Origin of the sequence: Nocardia jejuensis NBRC 103114 (assembly GCF_001613145.1) — a bacterium.
GTDB lineage: Bacteria > Actinomycetota > Actinomycetes > Mycobacteriales > Mycobacteriaceae > Nocardia > Nocardia jejuensis.
Genome location: NZ_BDBU01000002.1, coordinates 261,121 through 280,963, shown reverse-complemented (window position 1 = coordinate 280,963; position 19,843 = coordinate 261,121). Strand labels below are relative to the sequence as shown.

Below are 19,843 nucleotides of genomic sequence, written 5' to 3'. Positions count from 1 at the left end.
GCTGGAAGGACAGACCGATGAAGAACACCTGGTGGGTACGCCTGGCTGCCGGAGCCGCTGCCGTCGCCGTCGTCGGCGGAATCGGCGCGGTCGCCACCCACGCGGACCCCGATACGGCCGTCGCCTGGGATGCCGCCTGGTCCGCCGCTCCCCAGTTGCCGAGCATCGGGTTCGAACCGAACTGGGCGCAGGAGGGCTTCGACGATCAGACCGTGCGGCAGGTGGTCCGGGTGACCGACGGCGGTTCGGCCGCCAGGATCACCCTGTCCAACCGCTACGGCCAGGAACCGCTGCGCATCGACCGCGCCACCATCGCCCGCACCGCGCAGGGCGCGACCGTTCAGCCGAATTCCCTGCGGGACTTGACCTTCCACGGCGACAAGACCGTGAACGTCTCGGCCGGCGCGGTATCGACCAGTGACGCCGCCGATCTACCGTTGGCCCCGCTGGATTCGGTGACCGTCACCCTGTACCTCTCGGGCCCGACCGGCCCCGCGACCTTCCATTCCCAGGCCTATTCCAGCACCTACCGGGCCGGTGGCGATCACGTCGCGGATCCGGCGGCCGCCGCCTTCACCGAGGTCACCCACTCCTGGTACTACCTGACCGACGTCCAGGTGAGCGGCGAGCCCGAACGCGCGCACGGCGGCACCGTGGTGAGTTTCGGTGATTCGATCACGGACGGCTTCGGATCGGTCAACGACACCAACACCCGCTATCCGGACCAGCTCGCGCAGCGGCTCGCCGCCGCGGGCACCCCTCGCCCGGTGCTGAACGAAGGAATAGGCGGCAATCTCGTCCTCAACGACTCGTCCTGGTTCGGTGAGAGCGCCGTGAGCCGCTTCGAGCGCGATGTGCTCGCCAAGCCCGGCGTCACCAGCGTGATCGTGCTGGGCGGGCTCAACGACATCGGCTTCTCCGAGATCGATCTGCCCACCTACAAGCCGAATCCGCAGGTCTCGGTGCAGGAATTGATCGACGGACATCGCCTGCTGATCGCCGCCGCGCATCGGGCCGGGGTACGGATCACCGGCGCCACCCTGCTTCCGATGGCGGGTGCCGAGTACTACAACGCCACCTCGGCGGCGAAGATCCGCGAGTTCAACACCTGGATGCGCACCAGCGGGGAATACGACGCGGTAGCCGATTTCAACATCGCGGTCGCGGATCGGTTCGACAGCGAAAAGCTCGATCCCGCTTTCGATTCCGGTGATCACAAGCATCCCAACACCGCCGGTTACCGCGTGATGGCCGAAGCCGTGAACCTTGCAGCTCTGTGATCGGATCCGGCGGACGGCGGCACGGCCGCCACCCTCGTGGATCCGCGCCAAACCATCGGCCGCCACGTATCGAATTCCAGTAATGAGCCGTGATTCCGACACCGCGCCCCCGTGTCATGTCCTGGTACTCCCCGGTGGCAAAGTGGACAGCAGGCAGCGGTCCCGACCCTGGCAGTCGGCCCGGCTGCGGATGATGTTCCTGACCGCGAGCCTGCGCCGGCGCCTCGGTCCCGGCTACCGGGTCGAACAGGTCCGATACCGATATCGGGGCTGGAACAGCCCGGACCTGGACGCGCTGAACGACGCCGACCGAGCGGTTCGCCGCCTCGGCGCCGAATCGCGCACGATCATTCTGGTCGGTCATTCGATGGGCGGGCGGGTGGCGGCGCATCTGGCCGCGGCCCACGACATCGCCGGGATCGTCGCGCTCGCGCCGTGGTGGCCCGCCGAGGACGCGAACCTGATCCCCGCGAGCTGCCGGCTGCGAGTGCTGCACGGAACCGCCGACAGCTGGACGGACCCGGAATCCTCACGACGGCAGACTCTCTCGGCACGCGCTCGCGGGGTGGACGCGGACTGGGCGCCGATGCAGGGCGCGGGACACTTCATGGTGCGCGACGCGTCCGGCTGGCACGCCCGCGCGGCCGAGCTCGTCGCCGACGTCCACGAGCACGTCTGCCGGTCTCGCTCATGAACCCGGGACTGTCCATCGACGGGGAACCCACGCGGTGCGCGCTCCGGGCGGCACGACCGATGCGCGGGGCCCACTCGCGGCGAGGCACGGAGGTTTCGGCATGACCGAGCATCGGCTGATCGAATCCCGGCGCGAGGAACTCGAGTCCCGCGATGCCGACGAGACCGTCGCCTTCATCACCGAGATGTACTCCGACAACGCCCTGAGATTCTGGAAGGCGCCACCGCAGAGCCGGGTTCGCACCAGCGCCACGGTGTGGGGCGAGGTGGTGGCCACCGAGATTCGCAGCACCATCGGGTACAGCTGCCAGATCGCACCTCTGCGGGACCAGGTCTATTTCGAGCGGTCGCTGCGCGGGCGCGCCAGGCTTCGGGGTGGTGGTCACGACCTGCATCAGCACCGCAACGACCTCACGGTGTTTCCGCACGGGGTGCCGATCCGGGCCGACTGCGACAGCCACGATGTGAACCTGCTGCACATTCCGCATCACCTGCTCACCGACCTGGCCGCGCAGTCCGGCATCGAGGCCGCGGATTTCCGATTCACCTCACTGGAGCCGAGAGATCAACGCAGCGAACGCTTCTGGGGCAGACTTTTCGATCTCACGCACCACGAACTCAGCGCTCCCGACTCGCCGGTGCTGACCGAACTGGTGCTGCAGAACCTGACCCGCACCCTCGCCGCCGCCGCCCTCGCGGTCTTTCCCAACACCACCATGGATCTGCATCTGCAATCCGGTCCGGGCACCGTGGGCGCCTCGGGCCTGGAGCGCGCGATCGAGTTCCTGCATGCCAACCCGGCCCAGCCGATCACCGTCGTTCAGCTTGCCGCCCATGCCGATACGAGTGTGCGCGCCCTGCAGAACGCTTTCCGAGCACACCACGCCACCACACCGCTGGAGTACCTGCGCCGCATCCGCCTCGAACGAGCTCGACACGATCTGCTCGCCGCCGAACCCAGCGACGGCCTGACCGTGTCGATCGTGGCCGCCCGCTGGGGGTTCACCAATCCTGGCCGATTCGCCCAGCAGTACAAACAACGATTCGGGCATTCCCCGCGACTGGACCTGCACCACTGAACCGACGCCGCTATGACCGCGGTCCCTCGAGCACGGCTCTCGCCGCCCTAGACTGCTGCCGGTGAGCCGGTGCAACTCGCCGGGGTGAACTTCGGCACGATGAGCAGTGAGGTGGCGCGGTCAAGAACACGAGCACGTCCGTGAACGACGGCAGGACGCTGCGCGCCTGGTGGAACGATCCGGTCGACTACCGCTGGCTGGTTCACACCTTGCGTGCCAGATCAGCGCTGACCCCACTGAAGATTCTGATGGGCATCGCGGGAGCCGCGATCGCGGTGATGGGCGCGGAGATCGCGGGGACTCCGGTCGGGCCGCCGGGCCATCCCGGTATCGCGTCCACGGTCGGGGTGCTGTCGGGATCGCTGTGGGCGGTGCGCTGGTGGCTGTTCCCGTGGCCGAGCCGGGTCGAATCGCTGGTGTTGATCGGTTGCGCGGACGTGCTTTTCACGATCGAGTTTCTGCAGGTCCCGGATCGGCTGTTCGGGGCGATGGGCGCGGTGCTGCTCGTGGTCACCGGCAGTTATCTGAGCTTCTTCCACAGCGCACCGGCATTGATCGTGCATTCGGCATGGTCGCTGCTGTCGGTGGTGGTGTTCTCGGTGCGGATCGCGACCGGTGGCGGCGACGTCCGCTTGGCCGTGGCCGTCGCGCTGTTGCTGCTCGCGTCGGTGGTCAGCGCGCTACCGGCGTTCAAGATCCTGTACTGGTTGCTGCGCGCCGAATCGCTGCTGGACCCGTTGACCGAACTGTTCAACCGTCGCGGCCTCGAGACGCGGCTCCCGCAACTCGTGGACCGCGACTCGGCGATCAGTGTCATGTGTTTCGACCTGGACCGGTTCAAGAACATCAACGACACCTGGGGTCATCGCATCGGCGATCTGGTCCTGGTGCGCACCGCGCGGCGCCTTCGAGAGGCCGCCGGGGACACGGCGGTCGTGGCCCGCACCGGCGGCGAGGAGTTCGTGGTCGCCGTCCCGATCCCGGCGGGGTCCGCGCTCGCGGAGGCCGAACGACTGTGCCGAGTCGTGGCCGAGCCGCCCGAGAGCACCGCCACGGTCACCGCGAGCGTCGGGGTCGCGGTCTTCGACCCGGCGCAGTACCCCCGATGTACCAGGCCGACGCCGGACCGGCTGCTGCAGTGTGCGGACGCCGCGATGTACCGGGCGAAACAATCGGGCGGAAACCTGGTCGTGCTCGACAACCTCACCCCGCCGCGGACTCGCGACGAATAACCGGCGCACGGCTACCGAGGCCGAACGATCCGCACGCCTCCGCGACTCACGAAACAGGAAGTCCCAGAAACACTTGCACCTGATCGGGGCGGGCCAGGGCGGACACTCCGAAATGCTGTACCAGCACCGAGCGCGTGATGCCACCGCATGGATCGCACAAGCGAAGAGTCTGCTTGTCACGCGCGTAGAGCACTCCCCCGTCGTTCCACAGTCGCCGGAATTCGTGATACCGGCTCATTTCCGCGAGAAATTGGCGACCACGGCCGCGATGTGACGGGGTGGCGAGAGTGCCACGCAGGATGCGAACCGCGGTGGCCACTTCCTCGTCCAGGTCCGGGAGCACCGATCGCGCGAGCGGATCGGTCAGCATCCATCGCAGCCAATTGCCGTCGTGACGCAATCCCGGAAACGCGTCCGAGTAGATCTCATTGCAGCCCAGAACATTCCAGTACACGTCCAGATATGCGACGAGGGCATCGGGGTAACCGGCGACGGTCCGGCTCAGATCCGGGGCGATCGCGTCGCGCAATTCGTCCAGGCTCCGAGGCTCGTCGACACAATAGCCCGCCAGCAACAGCAATTCCCGCCGCTGGATCGCGGGGATCGCACGGATTTGATCCAGCACCCGGACCACCGCGGTGAGAACGTCTTTGGTCGGCCGCTCACGAGCGCCCGTCTCGAGATGATGGACATAGCTCGCGCTGATTCCGGCGTTGAACGCCAGGCGCTCGCGGGAAATCCTTCTGTCATCGCGCATTCGGCGCAGGGACTGCCCCAGTGAGAGCGGAACTATTCGCGGATCGGTGATCTCGGGATACACAGTCATCGCTCGGGCCCGCACTTCCCCGGAGCATCGGCAGCACTGAGCCGCAACCGCTCCGCGTTTCCCCGACCGAACAGTTCGTATCTTTCTATCGAATGCACGGGGACATTCCCGGGAAGCGCGGCGGAGCCTTGATCCATTTGTTATTCATTCCGCCGCGCACACCACGACTCACCGCCGGAAGGCCGGGGCGACACACGGCAATCGTCGGTGATCCGCGTGTTGCCGGTGCGGCACAGGTCATCGCGCACGGTGACGGTGTGTCGCATAGCGGGTTTCGGGTCGGCGCACCGCAATCGGCTGCGGGAGCGTCCCTCGGTGGCCGATAGTCGGAGAGCGTGTGTGTTCGATGAGTTGCCTCGAGTCCGAAGATCCTTGTTCCCCGGCAGGAGAAGCGCGATGTCAGCAGCACCCCAGGGCCACGGCCCGCATCCCCGATCCGATACGGCGACAGCGCACGAGGTGAATCCGGGACCGCCGTCCCTGGGCGGCGGGCCGACCGGTCTGGGTACCGCCCTCGCGCGGCGATTCGGCACGACGAGCGGATCGGAGACCGCACAGCCTGACCTCGCCCCGGTCGCGACGCCCGTACACACGGCGACCAGCCATTCCTGCTCCGCCGGCAGCTCGTCGATGCGTTTGGGAGAGAGCGCTTTTCGACTTCCGGCCCGGCGGCTCACGGCCGATCTGGAGCCCTGCCGCCTCGTAGCGTGGGGCGACGGGTCCGCACCGCCGGTCTACCTTCCGCCCGCGCCCAGGAACGATGATCGCCTCGCCGCGGAGGTCGACGATCGACTGGCCGCCTGGGGAAGTTCGCTCGGTTTCACCGACGACGAACTCGGCACGCTGCGCAAAACCGGATACGGCCGTCTGGTGATGCTGACCCACACCGATTGCGAGGACCCGGATCTGCTCCTGGTCGCCGCGCAGATGAACACCGCGTGGTGGATGGCCGATGACTACTTCGCCGATGATTCCGAACTCGGCGCGGACCCGGTGAAACTGCCGCAGCGCCTGACCATGGTCATGGCCGCGATGGATCCGCTGCCGAGCGCGGGCGAGTTCAGCGCGCCGCTGAACGCGCAATTGCGATCGGACAAGGTATTACGGACCTTCACCTCCGCGATCTCGCACCTGCGGGCGCATTCCACGCCCGGCCAGCTGCATCGCGCCTGCTACGCCACGTTCTCGATGTTCGTGTCCTGGACCGCGTACGCCGCGTGGCGGCATTCGGAGATCTCACCGGCCGCCTGGGAGTATCTCGCGGCCCGCCAGCACGACAGTTTCTACACCTCGATGACGCTCATCGACGTGCTGGCCGCGTACGAGGTGCCCGCGAATCTCTACTACGACGATCGCGTGCGGACGGCCGCCTTCCGTGCCGGGACCACCTCGGTCCTGATCAACGATCTGCTGTCGGTGAAAAAGGATGCGGCGGACCCGAATCCGGTGTGCAACATGGTGCTGCAGATCGCGGCGGACCGAGGGTGCTCGGTGGCGCGGGCCACCGAGATCACCGTCGATCTGCACAATCGCATGGTGCGGGACTTCGAGGCCGATCTGGTGGCGTTGCGCGCGGTGCCCTCACCCGAACTGCAAATGTTCCTGCGGGGATTGCGCAGCTGGATCGGCGGCGGGTTCGAATGGCACAACACGAATCCGCGGTATCGATAGGAATGTCGCTCTCGCCGCGGGCGGGCTCACGCTCTCCGTCCGGATGCGTCCGCGGCGAGAAGCAGTACGGCCGAGCGATGTCCGGCGGCGAAGGTCAGGAAGCGGCGGCGTGCGTGTCGTACCGCGATCGATCCAGGGCGACTTCCGCCCACACCGTCTTGCAGCCCGCCCCCGCCGAGACTGCCCATCGCTCCGAAAGGCGTTCGACCAGAATCAGTCCCAATCCCCCGCGCGGCCCGGGCCGACGAGCCCGGGGCAGTTCCGGGCAGCTGTCGGTCACCTCGATCCGGACCACGCCGGACCGTCGCACGAGCCCGATCCGGCAGTGCGCCGGCGCACCGCCGTGGCGCACCGCGTTGCTCATGAGCTCATCGGCGACCTCCACCACGTCGGCCACCGCCACGTCACCGGCTCCGCCGTCCAGTAGCAGTCGGCGCAACCGGGCGCGCACACTGCCGAGCGAGACCAGGCTGAGGTCGGCCTGGAGGCCGGGCGGCTCGTGCTCGCTCCCGGCCGCGCGGACACTGTCGCCGGTGAGGGTGAGGGGCTCGATCGTGGTGTGCATCGGTTTACCTCCGGTCAGCTCGCGATGAAGTGCGTCGACAGACACGAGAAGTGGTGTGCGGCTCTATCTGGAACGTAACTGCAGCGTTCCCGTGACGGTTGCGATCAAACCTGTGCCCTCGAGCACGCAACGCGATATCGCGGATATTTGCCGACATGTTCGGGTAACTGCAGAAGGTGGATATGGCTGAGTGGCGGGGTACGAGGTATCGGCTGTTACGTGGTGTGCGCATTCGAATTCTCGTGTACACCGGGCGCGCGGCCTGGTCGGATGATTTGTGGGATCGAGCCGCGGCCCTGACGTACTACAGCATGCTGTCGCTGTTTCCGGCGCTGCTGATAGCTCTGGTCGCACTCTCCTGGCTCGGGCCCGCGCCCGCCGATTCCCTCACCGGCGCCGTGGGCCGATACGGACCCGGTGACAGCCCCACCGTGCTGTCGGATTCGATCCAGCACCTGCAGGCGATCCATGCCTGGTCGGTACCGGCGGTGGTGCTGGGCGTCGTCTCGGCGGTGTGGACCGTGTCGAGTTATCTCGGCGCCTTCATGCGCGCGACCAACGCGCTGTACGGGGTGTCCGAGAGCCGATCGACGCGCACCACACTGCTCCTGCGATTCGCGCTGACCGGTGCGGTGGTGGCCGGAATCGTCATCGCCGTGGTCGGATTCGCGGTGACCAACGGTGCGGTGGCACGCATCGACGACCTCGCCGGCGCCGGGTCGGCGGCGCGGCACGCGTGGCAGCTGTTCCGGTGGCCACTGCTCACCGTGCTGATGAGCATCGCGTTGGCGATGCTGTACTGGCTCGCCCCCAATGTCCCCGGCCAGAAGTTCCGGCTGGTCACCACGGGCAGCGTGGTGGCGGTCCTGCTGTGGCTGGTCGGTTCGGTGGGATTCTCGGTGTACGTCAGCCACTTCGGATCCTTCAACAAGGTGTACGGATCACTCGCGGCCGCCGTCGTCGTCCTGGTCTGGATGTTTCTGGCCAACTTCGCCATCCTGCTCGGCGCGGTGATCGATGCCCAAGTGGCACGGCAGGATTCACTCGAATGCTTCCGCACCGCCGCCGTACCCCCCGGCGAGAGGACAACTGTCCGCGACGACACGCTCGCCTCGGCCCCGGACCCCATGCCCTGAGCCGAGCCTGATCGCCGACAACCGGTTCGCACCACTCGTCCCCGTGATTCACAGGTCACGACGCTGTCATCGCGTATATCCACGCGGGTGCACGCATCGTGCGCCCGACCCTCACCGGCGTGGAAACGGCACGCTCACCCCGAAGTTTCGAGCTCCCTCGCCGGGGTAATCGCGGTCGACAATGCCCGATGAATCCGGTTCGGAAAGAACGTCGGAAAGGACACAGCATGCCGCGCGAGAACGACGCTCCCGAGAAGGATCCGGGCGAGCCGAAGGGCGGCAGGCCGGGACCAGCCGATCGCCATGGCGAGGGCGGGATGGCGACCCGCGAGGTGGCCGCGGATCTGGGCGCCGAGGAGCACGCCCAGGAACCTGCGGACTAGACGCTCGTGGTCGAAACGCACTCCCTGCGCATGCGACGTGCCCCACTGCTCGCGCGTCAGGGACCTCGGTCTGGGTACTGCCCGGATGAGAGTCGCCGGACTCTACGAGAGGAGGCGCTGATGGCGCATGACAAAGCTGTCCTGGTACGGGCGCTGGCACGGTTCGCCCGACTGCTGCCCACCCCCTACAAGGTGGAGACCGCACTCGATGAACTGGTGACCAGCGCGACCGAGGTTTTCGATCTGGCCGGCGCGGGGGTGTCGCTGTTGGAAGGCGAACGGCTGCGCTTCGTCAGCGCGACATCCGAACCGGTGATCACCCTCGAGCGGGTTCAGGAGCTCGAGCAGCAGGGACCCTGCATGGACGCCAGTACCAGCGGGGAACTGGTGAGCGCGCCCGATCTGAGCACGGATCGACGGTGGCCGCACTATCGCCAGACCGCCGCGCGAGTCGGCATTCAGGCAGTCGCGGGAATCCCCATGTCGCTCAACGGCGACAAGGTCGGGGCGGTCAACCTCTACAGCGCCCTGCCGCGGCCGTGGACGGACGACGATCTCGAAGCCGCGCTGGTACTGGCCGACATGGCGACCGGATACCTCGTCAACGCCAACACCCTGCTGCAACACCAGCAGGTCACCGAGCAATTGAATCGCGCCCTCGAATCGCGCACGATCATCGAGCAGGCCAAGGGCATCATCTCCTCGGTGCGCGAGATCAGTCCCGCAGAGGCCTTCGAGCTGATTCGCAAGTACGCGCGCGCGAACCAGGCTCCGCTGCACGCGGTGGCCCACGCGATAGTCGAAGCCGGACTTCGAATCTGAGGCGCACGCTCGCGCACGGCGCGAATTCCCTCGCCTGACGTGCCGCATTCCTCATCATGCTAGATTGATGCCACTGGACGTGGCCGAGCGCGGCTGTCTCCAGTTCCGCCCTGGACCCCGGTGGAGCCCGATGTTCGGCTCCGTGGAAGGGATATCCAGTGAGGCACGACAAGAGTCCGCATGTTCCCACGGCCGGGAGCCGCTCGGTCGTGCGGGTGTGGCTCTGCGCGGTCCCCGCGTATCCATCCGAGATCGAGAGTTCCCGGCGTCGCGTCCATCGCGAATCGATCTGACGGCCGTGGATACGACCGGTTCCCTGGATCCGCACAGCACCGAGCAACCTCGGTACGAGGAGCACACCGCACCCGTGCCCACCGCACCACGCACCGGCAGCTTCCGATTCTGGTTCGCCACCCAACGCTGGGAATGGTCTCCCGAGGTGTATCAGATGCACGGCTACGTCCCCGGCACGATCGAGCCGACGACGAGTGTCCTGCTCTCGCACAAACATCCGGACGATCGCGAGCACCTCGCCGAAACCATCTCACGCGCAATCGATCTCGGCGAACCGTTCTCGAGCAAGCACCGCTTCATCGACGTGCACGGCATCGAGCACCACGTGATCGTGGTCGCGGATCGGATCTCCGGCGGGGACGGCACCCTCGTCGGCACCGCCGGGTTCTACGTGGAGCTCACCGACACCCTGACCGATGCCGCACTGACGGCCATCGACACTCGGCTCGCGGCGACGATGCAGGCGCGAGCGGCGATCGAACAGGCCAAGGGGATCCTGATGCTGGTCTACCGGATCAGCGCCGATCAGGCGTTCCGCGTGCTGGTGTGGCGTTCGCAGGAGACCAACACCAAACTGCGCACTCTCGCGGAGCAGCTCATCGCCGAACTGCCCGGCACTCCCGACCTCCCCCGGCGGCTGGTCACCGACTTCGATCATCTCGTTCTCACCCTGCACGACCGGATCACTCCGGCCACGTAGGCGTCACCCCGCACGCATCCCCGCGTCCGGCCGACTCGGATGACCGCCGGCCGAACTATTCGTGTTTGCGCACGAATAGCCGCGGAGTCGGTGGGTATGCGCGGCGCATGGAGATTCTGATAATCGTCGCGCTCGCGATTCTGGTCGGCGTGGTCGTGCTGCGACGGCGATCGACGGGCCGTTCGGCCGACACCGACCTGGACACCGGCAACCCACCCTCGAGCAGGAGCGACGACGCCATCTGACAGCGTCTCGCGCGGAGGTGCGAGCCTCCGCGGAGGCATCGGCCGACGGCGGCAGAGGCATCGGCCGGCGGCGGCGATGACGTCGGCCCGAGCTCATGCGGGTTGTGCTGTCATCGGTTCTGCTGGGCGCGCTGACGCTGCTCGTCGAGTTCGGCCGCGGCGCGTTCCTTTTCCGCTTCGGCTTCCTTCTTGGCGGCCTCGCGCTGGGAGTCGGCCTTGTCCTGCTGGGCGCGGCCTTCCTCCTTCAGATTGTCGTGACCGACGACCGTGCCGGCGACCTCCTTGGCCTTACCCTTGACACCTTCGACAGCGCCTTCGAGACCTTCACGGGGGCCGCTCTTGTCGTGCTCGGACATGGAATTCTCCTTTTTTCGGAAAGGTCGGACATCCACGACCTACCCGGGCATTCTCGGCCGAAACATGTTGGACACCTTGCTGTTTCATCATCTCCCGGGCCCCGGCGACGACCGCCCGCCCTGCGCACGACGAAGCAGGCGGTTGCGAAACCGCCTGCGTATCAGAGAATTCGGCGCCGGGCGACGCCGACCGTCAGTTCGCGTCCGCCAGGGCGCGCTCTCTGAGATCGGTGAGGGTCTTGGTGAGGATGCGGGAGACCTGCATCTGGGACACACCGAGCTGTTCGGCGATCTCGTGCTGCGTCATCCCCTCGTAGAAGCGCAGGTGCAGTACCCGCCGCTCACGCTCGGTGAGTTCGTCCAACAGCGGGCCGACGGTGATCGACTCCTCCGAGAGCTGGTAACCCGGATCGACATCACCGAGGGCGGCCGCGGCGGAGGGCGTGTAGTTCTCATCGTTCTCGCGTGCGCTGGTATCGAGGGAGTGGCAGTCGTACGCATTGGCCGCGAGCATCGCCCGGGTCACCTCGAGCAGATCGACCTCGAGCTCGACGGCGATCTCGACGGCCGTGGGCATCCGAGAGTTGCGCTGGCACAGCCGCTCGATCGCCGGACTCAGCGAGGCTTGAATCTCCTTGGTGCGCCGTGGAACTCGCACCGCCCAGGCGTGGTCGCGGAAGTGGCGGCGTACCTCACCCATCATGGTGGGTACCGCGAACCCCAGGAACGGTGTGCCCCGGTGCGGATCGAAGCGATCGACCGCGGCGATCAGGCCCACGCTCGCGACCTGGAAAAGATCGTCGTGATACTGCCCGCGCCCGGAGTAGCGACGGGCGATGTGGTCCGCGAGCGGCAGACACCGGCGCAGGATCTCCGAGCGCAAGCGGGCGTGCTCGGGGGTGCCCACCGACAGGGTCGCGAGTTCGACCAGCGACGGCTCGATGCCGTCGTAGGGATCCGATCCGCGTCGGCGATGGGTATTGGTTCGACTCGCAGTGAGAGTGTTCTGGTCTGTCATGACGAAACCTCCGCCCGCGACAGGGGTTCACCGTGGGTTCTGCTCGAAGGGTTGAACGCACCCAGTCGCCCTGTCGCTACTACAGCCTGTCATTCCGCGAGCCAGCGGTCAGTCCCGCAAACGAACGAAAAGCGCGCGGCAGGCCAGATAACGAATTTCGCGGGTCATTCCGCGAGCGTCAGATGCGGGGATCGCCCGTACACATGCCTGTAGGCGATCGCGAAGCGGCCCGGATGCGCGAACCCCCAGCCGATCGCGACGCTGGTGACCGTCGTACCGTCGCCGATCACGCGTTCGGAGAGTTCACCGTGCGCGGCGCGCATGCGCAGGTCGCGCAGATAGGCCATGGGAGTGGTGTCGAGTTCCCGCCGGAACGCCAGCTGCATGGCCCGCACCGATACGTTGCCCGCGTCGGCCACGTCCGATATGTCGATCGCCTCGCGCAGATTCGCTTCCATGAATTCCACGCCCAACCGGACCGTGACGCTCAGGGGGGAGCTGTCCACCCCGGATTCCGCGCCCTCCCCGGGCAGGACCGCATCGACACAGCTGGCCAGATACTCCGCCGCCGGCTCGGACAGTCCCAGTGCCGAGGTTTTGCCCGCGACACTGCGCTGTTGCGCGATCACCGACAACACGACCGCCACCGCGTCGGGATCGGGAGCCGGTCCGGTGTAGTCCGGCGCGGTCACCGACCGCAGGAAATCCTCGACGGCGCTCAGGTCCCGGCCGTCCAAGTGCGTGTCCGATGCCATAGTCATGCAGCCCGACCCTTCACGAATGATGGAGATCGGTGCCGACCCTGACTTCTGAAGATCAACACAGTGTGTGGATACCCAGCTTAGCCCCTCCGACACCACCCGCACCGAGTACGACCGAACGCACATATCACCCAGCGTTCAGGAGCCGGTCTCACCGATCGCGCACGCCGTGGTCCGATTCGAACAATCTCGATCGGAAGACTGCGATTAGCATCGGGCGGATGTGGCTACCCGCGTCCTGCCGGTCGGGGTTGAGACCACAGCCCCGATCGGCCCGCGCGCTCGCCGGCTCGACGCTTGAATCTGTTGTCTTCCTTACAGTCCGGTCCTGCGGACCGCGCACAGTGGTGAACGCCGTCGCACGCTAGGGTGCTGGCCGAGGCTCTCGCGATCTTGGTTTCAGTGAGCAACCTTCGGACCTCTCCCCCGCGACGGCAGGACGAACCACTGTGATTCCCTCTTCACCCCGCACCGGCTGGACCAGACGCCTGACGGTGCAGGCCTGGTTCCAGCTGGTGCTGGCCGCGATGGTGCTGGTGGTCGTCGTCGGATCCGCGCTGTCCGCGATCGCGACCGCCGCGACCACCCACGTCTCGGATCGGCTCAACAAGCAGATCCAGCCCGCCGTCATCGAGGCGTACCGGCTGCAATCGGCGCTTCTGAACCAGGAAACCGGCGTGCGCGGCTACGCGCTGACGGCAGATCCGCAATTTCTCGAGCCCTTCGATACCGGCATCGCCGCCCAGCAGGTCGCGATCGAACGTCTGCGCACCCTGCTGGACGGCAGAACACAACTGCTCGCCGATCTCGACACGCTCGAGCGAACGGCCGCGACCTGGCGGCACGATTACGCCGAGCCGCGCATCGCGAGCATCACACCGGGCAGCACGGACCGTCCCGGAGGCAACACCACGGCGGCGCGAGGTAAAACGGCCTTCGACGATGTACGAGCCCAATTCGTCACGCAGAACACCGGACTCGCCGCCGCCGCGGACGCGGAGCGCGTGAATCTGACCCATCAGCGCAAGCTGCGCGATGCGACCCTGCTCGGTATGGTCGGCGCGTTTCTGATCGCCGGGCTCGGTCTGACCGTGCTGGTGCGTCGCTTGATCGTGCGTCCCCTCACCGCCCTGGAATCAGCGTCCCGGCGCGTGGCCGACGGAGATTTCGGGCATCACATCATCGTGGGCGGCCCGGCGGATCTGGCGACCGTGGCCGCTGCCGTGGAATCGATGCGGGAAAGGGTTGTCGCCGAACTGGACTCCGCCCGGGTCAAGGAGGGGATTCTCGCCGCACAGGCCACCGAACTCGATTCACAGGCGGCCGAGCTGCGCCGCTCCAACGCCGAACTCGAGCAGTTCGCCTACGTCGCGTCCCACGACCTGCAGGAACCGCTGCGCAAGGTCGCCTCGTTCTGTCAGCTGCTCGAGAAGCGCTACTCCGATCAGCTGGACGACCGCGCGCGTCAATACATCGATTTCGCGGTCGACGGCGCGAAACGGATGCAGGTTCTGATCAACGACCTGCTCACCTTCTCCCGGGTCGGGCGCGTACACGACCACATCGCCGCGATCGACCTGAACGGCGCCCTGAATCGTGCTCTGGCCAACGTGTCCACGGACACCGAGGACGCCGCGCTCACCCTGCACCGGCCGCACGACCTGCCGCGAATCACCGGCGACCCCACCCTGCTGATCATGCTCTGGCAGAACCTGCTGGCGAACGCCGTCAAGTTCCATCGCGCCGGGGTGCCCCCGATCGTGACCATCGAGGTCGAGCCGGAGGCCGAAGACTCGGACGGGTGGCGGTTCTCGTTCTCCGACAACGGAATCGGCATCGCACCGGAGTTCGCGGAGAAGGTGTTCGTCATCTTCCAGCGCTTGCACGGCCGCGACGAATACAGCGGCACCGGAATCGGTTTGGCGCTGTGCAAGAAGATCGTGGAGTTTCACGGCGGTCGCATCTGGATCGATACCGCCTACACCGAGGGCACGCGAATCTGCTTCACGCTCAACGGCGCCGGTGCTCGGGCCGAGCACGAGGAGAGGACGGAGGAACCGGCAAGGGCGTGAGCCGCGGTGCTCGACGGCCGTCGGAAAGCCTGTACCGTCGACAGCGAACCCTCACCGAGGACCGCGTGCGGAAATCTCGTACCGATTCGACAGACAATCGAAGGCGGGTAATCACGATGACCGAGGTCACGGTGCTCATACCGAAACCGGTGGATGAGGTCTTCGCCATCCTCGCCGACGGCTGGTCCTACGGGCACTGGGTGGTGGGATCCACCCATATTCGGCGGGTCGACTCGAACTGGCCGCAGGTCGGGTCGCGGATCCATCACAGCGTGGGAGCCTGGCCGCTGATGGTGCAGGATTCCACGGCGGTGCTCGAGGTGGAATCCCCGCACCTGCTCGAACTGCAGGCCCGATTGTGGTCCTTCGGACAGGCGCGCATCCGAATGGAACTGAGCGCGCGGGATTCCGGCGACACCCTGGTCCGCATGATCGAGACCGTCACCCACGGACCGGCGGCCCTGATGCCCGACAGAGTCCTCGCACTGCTGCTCGGGCCCCGCAACGACGAGTCGCTGGCACGTCTGAAGGACCTGGCCGTCTCCAGGTACAGCGCCGAGGGTTGACCCGCTCACGCGCGTGCCGAGCCCGGCAGGGTCCTCAGGAGCTCGGCCGACGGGTTCCTCAGGAGCCCGGATAGCCCTGACCGCTCAGCAACCGGGCCAGATGCGCGGCGTTGCGCGCGAGCATCGCGGTGGTGGATGCCACCGCGTCCGGAACACCGTCGAGGTCGTGGTAGTCGGTGCCGCCCATGGCGTGATCGTTCCAGTACGTGCAGCCCTGGGCGGGAATGGTGAAGCCGATGTCGTTGAGCGCCTGGAACAAATCGGCCACGATCTTGTGTGCGCCGTCCTCGTTGCCCACGACCGCGACCGCGCCGACCTTGCCGAAGGTAGCGGGTCGGCCGGCGTCGTCGGTGTCGGACAGTTCGGCGTCCAGGCGTTCGAGTACCCGCTGCGCCACCGAGGACATGTGCCCGAGCCAGGTCGGGGTCGAGACGAGCAGGATGTCCGCCGCCAGGATTCGTTCGCGGATACCCGGCCACTCGTCCCCGCCGCCCTCGTCGCCGCTCACCCCGGGGTGCACATCGAAGTCCACGACCCGGACCACATCGCTTGTCACGTCGTGCTCGGCCAGTTGATCGAGAACCTGACGGGCGATCAATTCACTGCTGGACTCCCCCGGCGACTTGGTCAACGTGCACACCAGAGCGAGGGCGGTCAGTGTCGCCATAGCGATCCACCTTTCTGTGCGAGACGGCTCAACTCGGGAAGGACCCCGCGGCGCCCCACTCCCGTCCCCACGTACCCCCATCGATTCGAGCGCAATCCCCGCTGTGACGAACCCCCGAGGCCACGTCGCGAGTGGTGTGCCCCACCGCGAGCCGGATCGGCCCGAGGCTCCGCGCACACCCGGCATCGCTGAACCACACCGCGATACCGGGACAGGGATTCGCATTCGAGCGGCACGCCCCGTGTACGGCGTTGGGATGCACCGGTTTCCATGCGCGGACCCGGGGTACGTCCAGGACGGCGGAGGTGGCAGGCATGATCAGGCGCAGAATCAGCGGGCCGACGGACTTGAGCCCGCGGGCCTGGCTGGGCGCGGGACGCAGAGTGCTGTCGGCGATCTGGGAGAACAGGGTCACCGATTGGGCCGCGGCGCTGACCTATTACAGCGTGCAGTCCCTGCTTCCCGGGCTGCTACTGCTGGCCGCGGTGCTCGGCCTGCTCGGCCCGGGGGCCACCGAGTCGCTGATAGCCACCATCCGGGAGGTCGGGCCGAGCGAGGGAACCGGCGCGCTGATCGACACGATCGATCAATTGCGCTCCGCCCGAACATATTCCGGTCCGCTCGCCATCCTCGGCCTGGTGACGGCGGTCTGGACCTCCTCGAACTACATCGGCGCGTTCATTCGAGCCGCCAATACCCTCTACGAGGTCGAAGAGGGACGCGCGGCGTGGAAAACCGTGCCGCTGCGGCTCGGCCTGACCCTCGCGCTCGTGACGGCGGTGGCGGTGTGCGCGCTGGGAATCCTGATCACCGGTAACCTCGCCCACGAGGTGGGCCGATGGCTGGGCGCCGGGGACGGCGCGGTCCGTGTCTGGGGCATCGCCAAATGGCCCGTACTGATGGCGCTGGTCAGCCTGGCCTGCGCGCTGCTGTATTGGGCCGCGCCGAATGTGCGGCACCCCGGGTTTCGCTGGCTGACACCGGGCAGTGGCATGGCCGTGGCGATCTGGGCGGCCGCGTCGGGCGGATTCACCGTGTACCTCAGGTATTTCGGTTCCTACAACAAGGTGTACGGATCCCTCGGCGCCGCGGCGGTATTTCTGCTGTGGATCTGGTTGAGCAATCTCGCGGTCCTGTTCGGCGCCGCCTTCGACGCCGAACTGGCGCGAGCGCGATCGGTCGCGCAGGGCCGAGCGGCCGACGACCGACCGATCCTGCCGCCGCGCGACGAACCGGACGACGACCCGAGGCCACGCGACCGGAGCCCGAAAAGCCTCTGACGGAGCGTGACTCACGCCGCGGCGGACTATTGCTCGGTGGGGCGCCGACGCTTGCGGTGGCTCGTATCGCAGAGCGGGTAGATCGAGGAACGGCGGCACAGGCACAGGGCAACCACGCAACGATCGCTGCGAATCGTGCGGCCGTCCGCGGTCACCAGTTCCACCGGGCCCTCGACCAGAGCGGGTCCTTCGGCGGTATACGTGATCGTGCGCCGGTTACCGTCGGGATCGGTCTGCACGGATGACCACCAACTCCTCATAGCTCTGACCGGCCTCGATCAGTCCACGATCGAGCAGCCAGGCGGACCGGCCGGACATCACCGGGCCGAACGGAATCGTCGCCCGCGATACGACCGACGCCTTCAGACCCGCTCCACGCAGGCCCGAGAGTGTTGCCTCGACACCGCACAATGCCGAATGGACCATCAGCAATATGCCTGTCTCCGAAAGGATTTCAGGCGTGAGGGCACAGAGTGCGTCGATCGCCGAGCGACCGTCGATGCCCGCGTCCCAGCTGCGCGCGGTGCCGCGTGGCGGCCCGTCGTCGCGGCAGGGCACATACGGCGGGTTGGAGATCACCACATCGAAAGTCCTGTCGCGCAGCGCCGTTCGGAAATCACCGCGCACGAACTCGATGTCCAGCCCGCGAAGTCGGCTGTTGAGCCGGGCCGAGGCCACCGCGGTGCGGGAGATGTCCACGGCTGTCACCGATGCGCCATGGTTGCGGGCGGCCTCGATCGCGAGCGCACCGGTCCCGGTGCACACGTCCAGTACACGGCTGCGCGGAGCTATGCCCGCTCCGGACATGGCCTCGGCCAGCAACCGGGTATCTGCCTGGGGTCGATATACACCGGGCGTACGAATCAGCATCACCGGGGCCGGGTAGCCGCAAAATCGCGGTTCATTCGCGAATCGGTCATCGAAGTCTCCGATTTCTCGCCCGCCGATTCCGGATCGAGTAGCGACGTGCGGTTCTCCTGCCAGCAATTCAGCACATGATCGGAGAATTTCTCTTCCAGCAGATCGGTCGCTCGAATTCCGAACACGACCGAGCCACTCAGTTCCGGCTCGTCGGCCAGCAGGCCCGCGATGACGCCGCGCCGCATGAGTTGTTCGTGTACCGCGTCGGCCTCGACGTGCTCGCGATAGAACGTGAGACATGCCGGGTCGGCGTCGAGCCGTTCCAGAGCCTGCACCATTTTCCGCGAGGCCGGCGAGGAGGTGATCTCCACGGACGCGAAATGCCCGACGCCCGCCCCTCGCAGGCTGCGGTGCAGCCCGAACAGCGACATCATGTTCACCAGTGCGAGCATCGGGGCGGGCACCACGTCCAGATAGGACAGATACGAGGAATCCAGGCCCGCTCCGTCGAGCAGATCCGCGTAGAGCCGCTGATGCACGCGCTCCGCGTGACCGCCGCCGAACTCGTCGAACTCCACGGCCACCAGCGCGGCCTTGGCGGCACCGCGCAATCGCGGGATCAGCCAGGCGTACGGGTCGGCCTCCTGGTGATGCAGAATCGAACGGTGCACGAAGTATTCGCGCATGTGCCAGGGCATTCCGTGATCGCGCAGGAACGCGCCCATCCCGGCGTCGTCGTCGTCGGGAACCAGCAGGAGCCGATCCAGTTCGGCCTCCACGTCCCGGCCCTGCGTCGTATCGGCCCGCAGCGCCGCGAGAAATCGGTGTTCCAGCCGTGCCCGCGCGCCCAGCAGTCCCGGATCCCATTCCCAGTCCTCGTCGACATCGGCGAAGCCCCGGTAGTGCAGCCCGTAGCAGGTGTGCAGCGCCAATTGCAGGTCGCGGCCGTATGGATCGGCCGACGCGGCGAGAGTCGGAACCGCGGATCCGGCGGGATTCGCGAGCGCGTCGATCACTCCCGCCGATAATTCGCCGCAGGGTTGCGGAAGCATTGTTCTGTCAGCAGTTGCGATTGTCACAGGAAACTCCTCCGGCCGTGAGCAGCGTGCTTCGCCCGCTTACCCGATCGCATCGTCTTGAACCGGTGGCGACGAGCCGCCACCCATATCGCGATACGAAAACCGCCGGTCAGCGGACGGTAGCCAATGGTGTGCCGCGAGGCGGTGCGCCAGGTGCGGGACCCCTCCGGGCCGGCACGGTCGCCGAGCGACACGGAAACGGAAGAAACGCACGTCACACCAGAATTTCGTGAGTCCGCCGACTGGACGACATACTC

The 19,843-nt window shown here is 66.9% G+C and carries 22 protein-coding genes; 13 read left to right on the top strand and 9 right to left on the bottom strand.

What is annotated here, in order from left to right:
- The first annotated feature begins 17 nt into the window (after positions 1–17).
- The 4 genes from NJ1_RS01755 to NJ1_RS01740 all read left to right on the top strand — a co-directional run bounded on the left by NJ1_RS01755 (position 18) and on the right by NJ1_RS01740 (position 4,284).
- Complete coding sequence (locus NJ1_RS01755; RefSeq protein WP_084477636.1) at positions 18–1,280, top strand: SGNH/GDSL hydrolase family protein; 1,263 nt, start codon at positions 18–20, stop codon at positions 1,278–1,280.
- 82 nt (positions 1,281–1,362) lie between these two features.
- Complete coding sequence (locus tag NJ1_RS01750; protein ID WP_067686334.1) at positions 1,363–1,974, top strand: dienelactone hydrolase family protein; 612 nt, start codon at positions 1,363–1,365, stop codon at positions 1,972–1,974.
- 100 nt (positions 1,975–2,074) lie between these two features.
- On the top strand, positions 2,075–3,052 hold the full coding sequence (locus tag NJ1_RS01745) for an AraC family transcriptional regulator (RefSeq protein WP_157573686.1): 978 nt from the start codon (positions 2,075–2,077) through the stop codon (positions 3,050–3,052).
- A 140-nt stretch (positions 3,053–3,192) separates the two neighbouring features.
- Complete coding sequence (locus NJ1_RS01740; RefSeq protein ID WP_067686328.1) at positions 3,193–4,284, top strand: GGDEF domain-containing protein; 1,092 nt, start codon at positions 3,193–3,195, stop codon at positions 4,282–4,284.
- Between the two features lie 46 nt (positions 4,285–4,330).
- Here the strand turns inward: NJ1_RS01740 and NJ1_RS01735 are convergent, their stop codons facing one another.
- Complete coding sequence (locus NJ1_RS01735) at positions 4,331–5,110, bottom strand: helix-turn-helix domain-containing protein (protein WP_067686325.1); 780 nt, start codon at positions 5,108–5,110, stop codon at positions 4,331–4,333.
- A 396-nt stretch (positions 5,111–5,506) separates the two neighbouring features.
- On the opposite strand from NJ1_RS01735, the gene NJ1_RS01730 reads away from it, so the two are divergent.
- The gene (locus NJ1_RS01730) at positions 5,507–6,781 is read left to right on the top strand and encodes a family 2 encapsulin nanocompartment cargo protein terpene cyclase (RefSeq protein WP_218025102.1); all 1,275 of its coding nucleotides are present in this window, start codon (positions 5,507–5,509) and stop codon (positions 6,779–6,781) included.
- A 94-nt stretch (positions 6,782–6,875) separates the two neighbouring features.
- On the opposite strand, the gene NJ1_RS01725 is transcribed toward NJ1_RS01730, so the two are convergent.
- A complete protein-coding gene (locus NJ1_RS01725; RefSeq protein ID WP_084477635.1) occupies positions 6,876–7,346 on the bottom strand; it encodes an ATP-binding protein in 471 nt (156 codons plus the stop codon).
- A gap of 182 nt (positions 7,347–7,528) precedes the next feature.
- On the opposite strand from NJ1_RS01725, the gene NJ1_RS01720 reads away from it, so the two are divergent.
- From NJ1_RS01720 to NJ1_RS38665, 5 genes are all read left to right on the top strand, one after another.
- Positions 7,529–8,482: a YihY/virulence factor BrkB family protein gene (locus NJ1_RS01720; RefSeq protein ID WP_084477634.1), complete on the top strand. Its 954-nt coding sequence runs from the start codon at positions 7,529–7,531 to the stop codon at positions 8,480–8,482.
- Between the two features lie 227 nt (positions 8,483–8,709).
- Positions 8,710–8,865 (top strand): hypothetical protein, encoded by a 156-nt coding sequence (locus NJ1_RS39630; RefSeq protein WP_169813073.1) that lies wholly within the window; start codon positions 8,710–8,712, stop codon positions 8,863–8,865.
- Positions 8,866–8,985: 120 nt separating this feature from the next.
- Positions 8,986–9,687: an ANTAR domain-containing protein gene (locus NJ1_RS01715; RefSeq protein WP_067686319.1), complete on the top strand. Its 702-nt coding sequence runs from the start codon at positions 8,986–8,988 to the stop codon at positions 9,685–9,687.
- A 298-nt stretch (positions 9,688–9,985) separates the two neighbouring features.
- Entirely contained in the window at positions 9,986–10,681 is a 696-nt protein-coding gene (locus NJ1_RS01710; protein ID WP_067686316.1) for a PAS and ANTAR domain-containing protein, read from the top strand.
- 107 nt (positions 10,682–10,788) lie between these two features.
- Entirely contained in the window at positions 10,789–10,926 is a 138-nt protein-coding gene (locus tag NJ1_RS38665) for a hypothetical protein (protein ID WP_157573685.1), read from the top strand.
- A gap of 110 nt (positions 10,927–11,036) precedes the next feature.
- Here the strand turns inward: NJ1_RS38665 and mbp1 are convergent, their stop codons facing one another.
- The 3 genes from mbp1 to NJ1_RS01695 form a co-directional block, all read right to left on the bottom strand.
- Positions 11,037–11,282, bottom strand: a complete 246-nt coding sequence (gene mbp1 / locus NJ1_RS01705; protein ID WP_067686311.1) for a microaggregate-binding protein 1 — start codon at positions 11,280–11,282, stop codon at positions 11,037–11,039.
- Positions 11,283–11,475: 193 nt separating this feature from the next.
- Positions 11,476–12,300: a SigB/SigF/SigG family RNA polymerase sigma factor gene (locus tag NJ1_RS01700; protein WP_067686308.1), complete on the bottom strand. Its 825-nt coding sequence runs from the start codon at positions 12,298–12,300 to the stop codon at positions 11,476–11,478.
- A gap of 164 nt (positions 12,301–12,464) precedes the next feature.
- Positions 12,465–13,061 (bottom strand): helix-turn-helix transcriptional regulator, encoded by a 597-nt coding sequence (locus NJ1_RS01695; RefSeq protein WP_169813072.1) that lies wholly within the window; start codon positions 13,059–13,061, stop codon positions 12,465–12,467.
- A 449-nt stretch (positions 13,062–13,510) separates the two neighbouring features.
- Here NJ1_RS01695 and NJ1_RS01690 point away from each other — a divergent pair, with 449 nt between their 5' ends.
- The gene (locus NJ1_RS01690; protein ID WP_339380936.1) at positions 13,511–15,133 is read left to right on the top strand and encodes a sensor histidine kinase; all 1,623 of its coding nucleotides are present in this window, start codon (positions 13,511–13,513) and stop codon (positions 15,131–15,133) included.
- Between the two features lie 116 nt (positions 15,134–15,249).
- Complete coding sequence (locus NJ1_RS01685; RefSeq protein WP_067686302.1) at positions 15,250–15,699, top strand: SRPBCC family protein; 450 nt, start codon at positions 15,250–15,252, stop codon at positions 15,697–15,699.
- A gap of 58 nt (positions 15,700–15,757) precedes the next feature.
- On the opposite strand, the gene NJ1_RS01680 is transcribed toward NJ1_RS01685, so the two are convergent.
- Entirely contained in the window at positions 15,758–16,366 is a 609-nt protein-coding gene (locus tag NJ1_RS01680) for a flavodoxin family protein (RefSeq protein ID WP_067686299.1), read from the bottom strand.
- Between the two features lie 314 nt (positions 16,367–16,680).
- Here NJ1_RS01680 and NJ1_RS01675 point away from each other — a divergent pair, with 314 nt between their 5' ends.
- Complete coding sequence (locus tag NJ1_RS01675; RefSeq protein WP_067686296.1) at positions 16,681–17,646, top strand: YihY/virulence factor BrkB family protein; 966 nt, start codon at positions 16,681–16,683, stop codon at positions 17,644–17,646.
- Positions 17,647–17,672: 26 nt separating this feature from the next.
- On the opposite strand, the gene NJ1_RS01670 is transcribed toward NJ1_RS01675, so the two are convergent.
- Genes NJ1_RS01670 through NJ1_RS01660 form a run of 3 tightly spaced genes read right to left on the bottom strand, consistent with a single transcriptional unit; the run spans position 17,673 to position 19,559 of the window.
- Positions 17,673–17,906, bottom strand: a complete 234-nt coding sequence (locus tag NJ1_RS01670) for a CDGSH iron-sulfur domain-containing protein (RefSeq protein ID WP_067686293.1) — start codon at positions 17,904–17,906, stop codon at positions 17,673–17,675.
- Entirely contained in the window at positions 17,863–18,516 is a 654-nt protein-coding gene (locus NJ1_RS01665; protein ID WP_067686877.1) for a HemK2/MTQ2 family protein methyltransferase, read from the bottom strand. The genes NJ1_RS01670 and NJ1_RS01665 overlap by 44 nt, the downstream gene beginning before the upstream one ends.
- Positions 18,516–19,559, bottom strand: a complete 1,044-nt coding sequence (locus NJ1_RS01660) for an iron-containing redox enzyme family protein (RefSeq protein ID WP_067686290.1) — start codon at positions 19,557–19,559, stop codon at positions 18,516–18,518. The genes NJ1_RS01665 and NJ1_RS01660 overlap by 1 nt, the downstream gene beginning before the upstream one ends.
- Positions 19,560–19,843 lie beyond the last annotated feature (284 nt).

Excerpts from the sequence above, each read along its gene's own strand:
- NJ1_RS01730 (WP_218025102.1), top strand. The coding sequence starts at position 5,507 with ATGTCAGCAGCACCCCAGGGCCACGGCCCGCATCCCCGATCCGATACG.
- NJ1_RS01685 (WP_067686302.1), top strand. The coding sequence starts at position 15,250 with ATGACCGAGGTCACGGTGCTCATACCGAAACCGGTGGATGAGGTCTTC.
- NJ1_RS01720 (WP_084477634.1), top strand. The coding sequence starts at position 7,529 with ATGGCTGAGTGGCGGGGTACGAGGTATCGGCTGTTACGTGGTGTGCGC.
- NJ1_RS01675 (WP_067686296.1), top strand. The coding sequence starts at position 16,681 with ATGATCAGGCGCAGAATCAGCGGGCCGACGGACTTGAGCCCGCGGGCC.
- NJ1_RS01755 (WP_084477636.1), top strand. The coding sequence starts at position 18 with ATGAAGAACACCTGGTGGGTACGCCTGGCTGCCGGAGCCGCTGCCGTC.
- NJ1_RS01680 (WP_067686299.1), bottom strand. The coding sequence starts at position 16,366 with ATGGCGACACTGACCGCCCTCGCTCTGGTGTGCACGTTGACCAAGTCG.
- NJ1_RS01660 (WP_067686290.1), bottom strand. The coding sequence starts at position 19,559 with ATGCTTCCGCAACCCTGCGGCGAATTATCGGCGGGAGTGATCGACGCG.
- NJ1_RS01665 (WP_067686877.1), bottom strand. The coding sequence starts at position 18,516 with ATGCTGATTCGTACGCCCGGTGTATATCGACCCCAGGCAGATACCCGG.
- NJ1_RS01670 (WP_067686293.1), bottom strand. The coding sequence starts at position 17,906 with ATGAGGAGTTGGTGGTCATCCGTGCAGACCGATCCCGACGGTAACCGG.
- NJ1_RS38665 (WP_157573685.1), top strand. The coding sequence starts at position 10,789 with ATGGAGATTCTGATAATCGTCGCGCTCGCGATTCTGGTCGGCGTGGTC.
- NJ1_RS01745 (WP_157573686.1), top strand. The coding sequence starts at position 2,075 with ATGACCGAGCATCGGCTGATCGAATCCCGGCGCGAGGAACTCGAGTCC.
- NJ1_RS01715 (WP_067686319.1), top strand. The coding sequence starts at position 8,986 with ATGGCGCATGACAAAGCTGTCCTGGTACGGGCGCTGGCACGGTTCGCC.
- NJ1_RS39630 (WP_169813073.1), top strand. The coding sequence starts at position 8,710 with ATGCCGCGCGAGAACGACGCTCCCGAGAAGGATCCGGGCGAGCCGAAG.
- NJ1_RS01750 (WP_067686334.1), top strand. The coding sequence starts at position 1,363 with ATGAGCCGTGATTCCGACACCGCGCCCCCGTGTCATGTCCTGGTACTC.
- NJ1_RS01695 (WP_169813072.1), bottom strand. The coding sequence starts at position 13,061 with ATGACTATGGCATCGGACACGCACTTGGACGGCCGGGACCTGAGCGCC.
- NJ1_RS01700 (WP_067686308.1), bottom strand. The coding sequence starts at position 12,300 with ATGACAGACCAGAACACTCTCACTGCGAGTCGAACCAATACCCATCGC.
- NJ1_RS01735 (WP_067686325.1), bottom strand. The coding sequence starts at position 5,110 with ATGACTGTGTATCCCGAGATCACCGATCCGCGAATAGTTCCGCTCTCA.
- mbp1 (WP_067686311.1), bottom strand. The coding sequence starts at position 11,282 with ATGTCCGAGCACGACAAGAGCGGCCCCCGTGAAGGTCTCGAAGGCGCT.
- NJ1_RS01725 (WP_084477635.1), bottom strand. The coding sequence starts at position 7,346 with ATGCACACCACGATCGAGCCCCTCACCCTCACCGGCGACAGTGTCCGC.